The following is an 8,302-nucleotide window of genomic DNA, read 5'->3' on the forward strand; positions in this document are numbered from 1 at the left end:
CCCCGGTGGGGTGGGGGGGGGTGTCCTGGGGTTGCCGGGGCCCCCCCTGGCCCGCCCCCGCCCCGCCCGCCGAAGCAGCGAGCGGGCGGGTGAGCGGTGGGGCTCAGATGAGGTGGTCGAACTCGCCGGCCTTGGCGCCGAGGATGAAGGCGCGGAGCTTGGCGGTCGAGGTGGTGACGATGACGGATGGGTCGTCGGATTCGCGAACGTGGCGGAGATCTCCGTCTCCTTGCGCCAGTTCGAGGCAGTTGTCGGCGCCTTCGGCGTCGCTGTACGACGACTTCTGCCAGACGAGGTGGGACATCGGACGCCTTTCAGGTTTGAAGCTCGTAGAGGAGGTGGTGGATGAGCCCCCAAGAGTCGCGCGTATCGAGCTTACGCAGGGCGTCGCTGCGATCGACAGGTGGTAGCGCGAGCTCGCTCAGCTGCTGGAACTTCTTGATGTAGGCGTCGACCTCAGCCGGCTCACCGAGGTGTTCGGCGCGCTTCGGCCCGGACAGGACGATCGTTGAGAGCTCATGGCACCCGGGATCGCAGAGCAGGAATGACGCTGAGAGGGGCGCATGCTTCGGCGCTGTGAACGGCAGCACTTGGATGCTGACGTTGGGCATCTCCGCCATGTCGAGCAGGTGGAGGAGCTGGGCCCTCATCGTCGCGTCTCCCGCGAAACGCATGCGCAGGGCGGCTTCATGAATGACGAAGCTGAGCTGCTTGTCGTCGGTGAGGATGCGTTGCCGATCCATCCGGAAGCGGACCTGCGTCTCAAGCTCCCACGGACTTCCGAGAGCACCTTCGTAGATGGCCCTCGCGTAGTCGGGTAGTTGAAGGACGCCTGGGACGTAGAGCGAGTCGTAGCTGTGGAGCCGGACGGATCGCTGTTCCACTTCAGCCAGATCGAGAGCCAGCGTTGGAACCTTCCCCTTGTACTCGGTCCACCAGCCCTTGCCATCGCTGGCTCCCAGGTCACACAGAAGCGCGACGTAGGTCGCATCCGTGCAGTCGTAGCCTTTGAGCAAGGCCAGGAGTCGCTCTCGATCCAGCCCGGTTCGTGCGGCTTCGATGTGGCTCAGCTGTGGACCGAAGATACCGATGAGAGCACCGGCATCCTTGACCGCCAGGCCTGCAGCTTCGCGCAACCTCCTCAGCTCAGCGCCGAACCGCCGCTGTCGCTCGCTGATTTGGGTCCTGAGTGCCAAGGGGGATTCCTTCCGTTTCGGGCCAGTCTCCACCCGCACGAGTGAGCTTGGCCAGGTTGGGCGAGGCATCTCGGAGATCTGGTTGCACGCGTAACACCTTCAGCCCTACTCTCAGTGTTGCATCGATCACATGGCGAAGCGTCAGTCTTCGTCGATTCCCCTCTCCTCTCCCTTGGGGTCTCTCATGCGTGCCTGCAACCCGCCCGACTGGTCCACCGCTCGGGCTGAGCTCTCCGACCTTCTCGCCGCTGCCGGGTGGTCGCCCTCCCTCATCGGGGACGCCGAGCTGGCGCTCCACGAACTCTTCGTCAATGCCTGGCGCCACGCCGGGAGTCCGGCGCCGCTGGTGACCCTCGTGCTCTCCGCGCGGTGCCTCCGGGTCTCGGTCTGCGACGACAGTCCGGTCCTTCCCGGCGACCCTCGGCCGCCGGCCGACCCGCTGTCCTGCTCGGGCCGGGGCCTGCACCTCGTCCGCGCCCTCACCCACCGTTTCGGTGCCGACCCCCGCAAGCAGGGCAAGGCCGTCTGGTTCGAGCTGGAGGCCGCCGCGTGAACCGCCGCCGTTACCCCATGCAGCCCACCGATCCCCGGGTCCGGGCCTACACCGACGCCCACATCCGCACCCTGCTGGCCGAACTCCACGAACGCGGCAAGAAGTTCGGCCTCGTCTTCCCCTCCGCCGCCACGGACAGGACCCTCGACGGCCGCGTCCTGGTCCGCTTCAACACGGCCCCGGCGTCGACCCTCCTGAACCTCCTCACCCTCCTCCTCGACGCGGACCGTGAGTGCTCGTGCGGTTCCTGATCGCCGCCGTCTTCCTCGCCCTCCTCGCCCTGGCGTTCGCCACCGTCGCCCTGGGCGTCGTCACCGCGCTCAACGTTGCAAGGCCCGACGGAGAAGAGCCCCACGATGTTTGACCTCGACCCCACCCCCACCCCCACCCCCGCCCCCGCTGTCGCCAACGCCCTTGCGGCGACGCACTACGCGGTCGCCGCGGCCTTCAACACCCTCGCCGGCGTCCCCGTGACCCCGCCCGTCGCCGACGACTTCGACTGGCCCGACCTGGAGACCTTCATCCACCACCTGGGCTTCGCCGCCGACGACTCCGAGACCGCCCTCAACCTGTACCGCCTGCTCTTCGCCGTCCAGCGGATCGCCTACCGCGAGGCCGCCGGCCGTAACTCCCCCTGGTCGGCCGCCCGTCTCAACCCCCGCTCCGGCTAGCTCCGCGGGAGGCCGAGGGCAGGGTGGAGGTGCGGGTCCTCGTGCCGGGTCCAGCCCACCGCACCGGCCCCGCTCGCACCCCCGTCGTGAGCACGCCCAGGCATCGGTTCGGTGCCCGCCGTTCCGGGCGTAGGGACTAGCCTGACCTGCATGGACGCGTTCGAGAGTCGGCTGCACGGCGCCTGGGAGTGGTGGGACGCCGCCATCGGGGACGCCCAGGAGGGCCGCTGGGTCCGGACCCCCGTCGAGCGCCGGGTGATGGACGACATCGCCGCCGCGACCGTCGGGTTCGGGTACCTGGACCCGTCCGTCGAGCTCCCCCTGCGCGCCCGGGTCAGGCGCGTCGCCACCTGGGCGGGCGTGCTCCGGCTCGCGGCCCGGGCCGGCGACTGGGAGCTCAGTCCTGTCGCCGGAGTGCTCCCGCCCCGCCCCGCGCGGATGGCCGAACTGCTCTCCGCCGTCTACGCGGTCGGCGAGCAGGGCGAGGTCTGGCTGCGGCAGCTGCCCGTCGACGGACCGCCACCGCCGCGCGCGGTGGCCCGGGCCGAGGGCTTCCTCTTCGGGCCGGGTTCCGTCGAGGACCTCCGCCAGTTCTTCTACGACTGAGGTCCGTGGGACGGCTGGTCCGGTCGAGGAGGTCCCGGGTCGCCGGAAGGGTCGCGTGTAACGCCTTGGACCGCCGGAGCCAAGTAGAGACGTAAGGCAGTGCTCGTCGTCCCAAGGAGTCATCCGTGTCAGCGGAGCACCCGATAGCACCACCCTCGCGTGACCCGGCGGCGTTCGCCGTGTTCTACCGGCAGCAGTTCGACACCGTGCTCGGCTTCGTCACGCGGCGCACCGACAGTGCCCACCTGGCAGCCGATCTGACGGCGGACATCTTCCTGACGGCGTTGGAGCAGGCCGACAGTTACGACGCCCGGCGCGGCGCGCCCGTCGCCTGGTTGTACGGCATCTCCCGCAACGTCCTGGCATCGCACTTCCGCGGCAGCGTCCGGGAACGCGACGCGGTGGCCAGGATCGCCGGTCAGCGGTTGCTGGACGACCAGGACGTGTCCGCGATCGAGGGGCGCATCGACGCGGAGCGCGAGGCCCGTGGGCTGGCCGTTCGGCACGCCGCCCTGTCCGAGCCGCTGCGCGCGGTGCTGGACCTGGTGGCCGTCGACGGGCTGGCCGTCCGTGAGGCGGCCAAGGCGCTGGGCATCAGCGCGGCCACCGCCCGGGTGCGGCTGCACCGGGCCCGCAAGGCACTGCAGAAGGTCGTCCCGCAGACCAGTACCACCAGCACGTCCGTGAACGTTCTCCTGGAGGCCGCCTCGTGACCACGCCCCTGCACTTCCAGCAGAAGCTCGGCGCCGAACTCGCCGCCCGTGCCGAAAGCCTGCCCGTCGCGGGCACCACCGCCAGGGTCCGGCCGCGCTACACCCGCAGGCTGGTGGCGACCGGCCTCGGGCTGGCCGCCGCGACCACTGCGGTCGTCCTGATGCCGCACGGCGGCGCCTCCGGCGTGGCCCCCGCGCCGCAGGCCGGCTCCGTCGCCCCGAACTCGGCCGGTGGCGGCTCGACCGCGGTGCAGCTCACCACCGCCTCCTACACGGTGACCCCCCACCAGGACGGCACCGTCTCCTTCCAGCTGATCGGTGCCGAGTGGTCCGGGCTCCAGGACGCCCTGCGCTCGGTGGGCGTGCCCGCGCTGGTGATGACGCCCTCGGCCTCCTGCCACACCCCGGTGGCCACCGACAGCAGCCGACTGGAGTCGGTGATGTCGCTGGACCCCGCGAACGGCCGCATCTCGATCCTGCACCCCGCCGCCATCCCGCCGGGGGAGAGCCTGCTGCTGCTCGACACCGCTCCCAAGGACGGGCTCCACCCGAACGCCGTCGGGAGTCTGGAGATCTCGCTGACCAAGGAGACTCCCGGCTGCTTCCCGCTCTCCCAGACCAATGGGGTCGGTGTGGGCTGAACCGCCCGGTGGCGGCGGCTTAGCCTCTCGGTATGACGAATTCCTGGCCCGAGCAGGCCGCGCTGGTCCACGGCGAGCGGGTGGAACTGACCACCCCGGATCCGCCCCGTCCGGAACTCGGGCACCTGGGCCCGGAGGTCCTGGGCACCCGGGGTGTGGTGCTCGGATGCGTCATCGAGCGTGACGACCGCGACGGCGGTCGCGTCGGGCCCGTCTACCAGGTGGAGACCGAGGACGGCAGTCCTTGGAGACTGCGGCCGGAGTTCCTCGTTTCCCTGGACCGCTGATCACCCCGGAGCAGGAAGTCGGCCGGGCCGACTTCCTGCTCCGCGCGCCTCACCGCTCGGGAGTGAGCGGCGTCAGCGGCAACGCGACCCGGCTCTCCCAGGCCTGCTCCAGCGCGCGGGTGAACGTTTCCGCGGGCTGGGCGCCCGAGACTCCGAGCCGCCGGTCCAGGACGAAGAACGGCACGCCCGTCGCCCCCATCGCGCTCGCCGTGGTCTCGTCCTCGCGCACCGCCTCCGCGTACGCCTCCGGATCGGCCAGCACGGCGGCTGCGGCCCCGCCGTCCAGGCCGGCCTCCACGGCCAGTTCGACCAGTCGGCCCGGGTCGAACGCGGAGCGCTCCTCGGCGAAGTTCGCCCGGTACAGGGCGTCCAGCAGCAGGCCCTGCCGGCCGTGCTCCTCGGCGAAGTGCAGCAGGCGGTGCATGTCGAAGGAGTTCGCCGCGTCGCGCCCCTCGCGCAGGTACGGCAGGCCTTCGGCGTGCGCGTTCTCGGCGATCCGCGCCTCCGCGGCCTCGGCCTGCTCCAGGCTCATCCCGTACTTGGCGGCGAGCAGCGGGACGACCGGCCGCGCCTCGTGCGGCGCGCGCGGGTCCAGCTCGAAGGAGCGGTGGACGACCTCCACCTCCTCGCGGTGCGGGAACGCCGCCAGGGCCCGCTCGAACCGGGCCTTGCCGATGTAGCACCACGGGCAGTTGATGTCGCTCCAGATCTCGACGCGCACGGCGCTGCACTCCTTCCAGCCTCGCGCGGACCTCCCGCGCCGACGTCTACCGGAACATCCTCGTCCACCTGAATATTTCAGGGGGAGAAATATTCAGGTGGGCGAGGCGTCGCCGGTCCCGCCACCGGGTCCTCGGCCCGTCGGCCGCTCCGGCGCGAGAGGTCGGCCCGACTGGCCTCCTGTGCCGATCCGCCGCGGGGGCTACGGGGCCGCGACCCAGCCCGGGAGGGTGGGCAGTACCGTTTCGGCGAGGCGGTTCAGGGCCGCTTCGTCGGGGGTCAGGCCGTCCTGGCGGAAGACGGCGAACTCGAAGGCCCGGCCGCCGGGGGCCTTCGGGTCCTGGGCGACGACGAGGTTGCGGGTGGCGGGGCCGGACTTCATCTCGGGGCCCAGCACCGTCGCACTGGACGAGTAGGTCACGGCGGGGTGGCCGAGGACGGTGGCCGGCTTGGCGAAGAACTGGGGCATGCCGATCATGTCCTGGACCGAGGTGTTGCTGTCCATGAGGCTCACGACGGTGTGCTTCAGCCGCACCTCCACCATGACGTCCTTGCCGAAGGCGAGGGGAGCCGGGTGCGCGGTCGTGACGCGGTCCTCGGGCGTACCCAGCAGGGCCGGGAGGTCGGGGCGGTCGAGCGCGGCGCACAGGCTCGGGTACCCCGGCTGATCCGTGGGCCCGGGGGCGGCACACTCGACGGGCTTGTCCTCCGGCTTCGGAGGAGTGTCGAGGAACCCCAGCCCCCACAGACCGGCCAGGACACCGGCGGCCAGCGCCACCACGGCCGCCAGCTTGAGGCCCGGCCGGTCGTTGCCCGTGTCGGCGGCGTCGTTGCCCGTGTCGGCGGCATCGTTGCCCGTAGCGGCGGCGTCGATGCCCTCGGTCCGGTCGGCGGTGCCGGTCGTGTCGGATTCCATCCTTGAGTCCCCCGTTCGAGCGGCTCGCCCCCGACCACCCGGGGGCCTCGTGCGCCGGGCTGATCGTAGCGTCGGCCCGGTGGTGGCGATGCGCGTGGTCGGCCCTCTGACCTGTGGAGACGTGGCCCGCGCGGCAACTCCCGGAGCATGCCGGGGCGGTCGCGTCCCGGGCGAACCGCCGGACCCGGGCGAACCGCCGGACCCGGGCAGCTCGGTGCGGATCCGGGGGCCACTCGGCGTCGAACGCGGCCACCGGCCGCTCCGGGCGCCGCCCGGGCTTGATCTAGACCGCGCTCCAGCTCCTAGCGTCATCGGCATGACCAGTACTCACCAGCAGCCGCTCGGCTCCCCGTTCTCCTTCTCCAGCACCGCCGAGGAGGTCACGGCCGGCCTCGACCTCTCCGGCCGGACCGCCGTCGTGACCGGCGGCTACTCCGGGCTCGGCCTGGAGACCGCCCGGGCGCTGGCGGCCGCCGGGGCCCGGGTCGTCGTCCCGGCCCGCCGGCCGGAGACCGCCCGTGCCGCGCTCCGGGGGACGGGGTGCCGGATCGTCCCCATGGACCTCGCCGACCCGGCCGGCGTCCGTGCCGGGGCTGCGCGGATCCGCGAAACCACCGGCCGGGTCGACCTCCTGATGGCCGTCGCCGGTGTGATGGCCACCCCGGAACGGCGGGTCGGGCCGGGCTGGGAGGGGCAGTTCGCCGCCAACCACCTCGGGCACTTCCTCCTCGTCTGCGAGCTGTACCCGCTGCTCGCCGCCGCGCCGGACGGTGCCCGCGTGGTGGTCAACAGCTCCGCCGGGCACTTCCTGAGCGACATCCGCTGGCACGACCCGCACTTCCGCACCGGTTACGACCGGTGGCTGGCGTACGGCCAGGCCAAGACCGCCAACGCGCTGTTCGCCGTGCACCTCGACGCGTGCGGGCGCGGGGACGGCGTACGGGCGTTCGCGCTGCACCCGGGAAAGATCATCACCGGCCTGCAGCGGGAGATGACCCGCCGGGAACAGATCGACCGCGGCTGGGTGGACGAGCGGGGCACCGTGGTCGGCGCGGACTTCAAGACCCCGTCGCAGGGCGCCGCGACCGGTCTCTGGGCCGCCACCTCGCCCCTGCTCGACGACCGCGGCGGCCACTACCTGGAGGACTGCGAGGTCGCCCGGCTCGCCGGGCCGGACACCCCGATGGACGAGGGCGGCGTCCGCCCGTACGCCGTCGATCCGGACGCGGCCGCCCGCCTGTGGGAGCTGTCGCTCGCGGCCACCGGCGCCGCCCCGGTCGGTGGCTGAGGCCGCCGCTACAGGCAGATCCAGCAGTACAGCCGCTCGCCCGCCGCGCGCGCCCGGCGGGCGAGGCCTATCAACTCCTCGGCCAGCGGCAGGAGGTCGGACGGATCGGCGCCGTTCCACTCCTGCGCCAGCGCCCACTGCCCGACGACCTCCGGCACCCGTTCGTCGGGCACCCCGGCGAGCGTGTCCCGGACGGCGTCGCCCAGTTCCGTCACCCACGGCCCGCTCGCCCACGGGTCGTCCTCGCCCACCGGCCCGCCCGGGCCGGGCTGCGGCGTGGTCGGCCAGACCGGCGACTCCGCCACCGTGTCGGGCTGCCACTCCTCCCGCCGGACGGCGGCGACGAGCCGGCCCAGCACGATGGCCGGATCGACCCGCTTCGCCGCGACCCCGTCGAAGCCGGACCCGGAACCGGAACCGGACCCAGCCCCGGAACCGGACCCGGTGCCGTCGTCGAAGTCGGGCCGTCCGCCGCCCGTGAGCTCCAGGGCGCGGACGACCACGGCCGCATCGGGCGCCCGGAAGTAGTCGGTCAGCACACCCATCGAAGCCACCCCTCGTCCCGGCCGTCCCACGTCTGTCGCCAGTGAAGCAGGCGGCACTGACACCGGGGAGGCGGACTGGGGGACGGAGACGGGAGCGCGGGAGTGGGAAGTCGGCCCGGCCATCGTGCTGGGCCGGCTCGTCGCCGCCGTCCGGCGGGAGGAGTGG

Annotated in this window: 14 protein-coding genes; 9 read left to right on the top strand and 5 right to left on the bottom strand. The window is 72.4% G+C overall.

The window, feature by feature from the left end; all coding sequences use genetic code 11:
- Window positions 1–103: 103 nt before the first annotated feature.
- Together ACFV0O_RS19465 and ACFV0O_RS19470 are read right to left on the bottom strand one after the other, a co-directional pair.
- Entirely contained in the window at window positions 104–304 is a 201-nt protein-coding gene (locus ACFV0O_RS19465; protein ID WP_380343116.1) for a DUF397 domain-containing protein, read from the bottom strand.
- Window positions 305–314: 10 nt separating this feature from the next.
- Window positions 315–1,196 (bottom strand): helix-turn-helix domain-containing protein, encoded by an 882-nt coding sequence (locus ACFV0O_RS19470; RefSeq protein ID WP_380343119.1) that lies wholly within the window; start codon window positions 1,194–1,196, stop codon window positions 315–317.
- A gap of 184 nt (window positions 1,197–1,380) precedes the next feature.
- On the opposite strand from ACFV0O_RS19470, the gene ACFV0O_RS19475 reads away from it, so the two are divergent.
- The 8 genes from ACFV0O_RS19475 (at window position 1,381) to ACFV0O_RS19510 (ending at window position 4,667) form a co-directional block, all read left to right on the top strand.
- Complete coding sequence (locus ACFV0O_RS19475) at window positions 1,381–1,749, top strand: ATP-binding protein (RefSeq protein ID WP_380343122.1); 369 nt, start codon at window positions 1,381–1,383, stop codon at window positions 1,747–1,749.
- A 17-nt stretch (window positions 1,750–1,766) separates the two neighbouring features.
- On the top strand, window positions 1,767–2,000 hold the full coding sequence (locus ACFV0O_RS19480) for a hypothetical protein (RefSeq protein WP_380343125.1): 234 nt from the start codon (window positions 1,767–1,769) through the stop codon (window positions 1,998–2,000).
- Entirely contained in the window at window positions 1,988–2,113 is a 126-nt protein-coding gene (locus ACFV0O_RS19485) for a hypothetical protein (RefSeq protein WP_380343128.1), read from the top strand. Before ACFV0O_RS19480 ends, ACFV0O_RS19485 begins: the two co-directional genes overlap by 13 nt.
- Window positions 2,106–2,420: a hypothetical protein gene (locus ACFV0O_RS19490; RefSeq protein WP_380343130.1), complete on the top strand. Its 315-nt coding sequence runs from the start codon at window positions 2,106–2,108 to the stop codon at window positions 2,418–2,420. Before ACFV0O_RS19485 ends, ACFV0O_RS19490 begins: the two co-directional genes overlap by 8 nt.
- A gap of 150 nt (window positions 2,421–2,570) precedes the next feature.
- Window positions 2,571–3,026 carry a hypothetical protein gene (locus ACFV0O_RS19495; RefSeq protein ID WP_380343133.1) on the top strand — a complete coding sequence of 152 codons (456 nt, stop codon included), beginning with the start codon at window positions 2,571–2,573 and terminating at the stop codon, window positions 3,024–3,026.
- Between the two features lie 125 nt (window positions 3,027–3,151).
- A complete protein-coding gene (locus ACFV0O_RS19500) occupies window positions 3,152–3,739 on the top strand; it encodes an RNA polymerase sigma factor (protein WP_380343136.1) in 588 nt (195 codons plus the stop codon).
- Window positions 3,736–4,380: a hypothetical protein gene (locus ACFV0O_RS19505; protein WP_380343139.1), complete on the top strand. Its 645-nt coding sequence runs from the start codon at window positions 3,736–3,738 to the stop codon at window positions 4,378–4,380. The genes ACFV0O_RS19500 and ACFV0O_RS19505 overlap by 4 nt, the downstream gene beginning before the upstream one ends.
- A gap of 32 nt (window positions 4,381–4,412) precedes the next feature.
- Entirely contained in the window at window positions 4,413–4,667 is a 255-nt protein-coding gene (locus ACFV0O_RS19510) for a hypothetical protein (RefSeq protein ID WP_380343142.1), read from the top strand.
- A 49-nt stretch (window positions 4,668–4,716) separates the two neighbouring features.
- On the opposite strand, the gene ACFV0O_RS19515 is transcribed toward ACFV0O_RS19510, so the two are convergent.
- Both ACFV0O_RS19515 and ACFV0O_RS19520 read right to left on the bottom strand, forming a co-directional pair.
- A complete protein-coding gene (locus tag ACFV0O_RS19515; protein ID WP_380343144.1) occupies window positions 4,717–5,388 on the bottom strand; it encodes a DsbA family oxidoreductase in 672 nt (223 codons plus the stop codon).
- Between the two features lie 201 nt (window positions 5,389–5,589).
- Window positions 5,590–6,303 carry a DUF6215 domain-containing protein gene (locus tag ACFV0O_RS19520; RefSeq protein ID WP_380343147.1) on the bottom strand — a complete coding sequence of 238 codons (714 nt, stop codon included), beginning with the start codon at window positions 6,301–6,303 and terminating at the stop codon, window positions 5,590–5,592.
- 316 nt (window positions 6,304–6,619) lie between these two features.
- On the opposite strand from ACFV0O_RS19520, the gene ACFV0O_RS19525 reads away from it, so the two are divergent.
- Window positions 6,620–7,591, top strand: coding sequence for an oxidoreductase (locus ACFV0O_RS19525; RefSeq protein WP_380343148.1), 972 nt, complete (start codon window positions 6,620–6,622; stop codon window positions 7,589–7,591).
- An 8-nt stretch (window positions 7,592–7,599) separates the two neighbouring features.
- Here the strand turns inward: ACFV0O_RS19525 and ACFV0O_RS19530 are convergent, their stop codons facing one another.
- Complete coding sequence (locus ACFV0O_RS19530; protein ID WP_380343151.1) at window positions 7,600–8,136, bottom strand: hypothetical protein; 537 nt, start codon at window positions 8,134–8,136, stop codon at window positions 7,600–7,602.
- Between the last annotated feature and the right edge of the window lie 166 nt (window positions 8,137–8,302).

Source organism: Kitasatospora sp. NPDC059577 (assembly GCF_042735475.1).
Taxonomy (GTDB): Bacteria; Actinomycetota; Actinomycetes; order Streptomycetales; family Streptomycetaceae; genus Kitasatospora.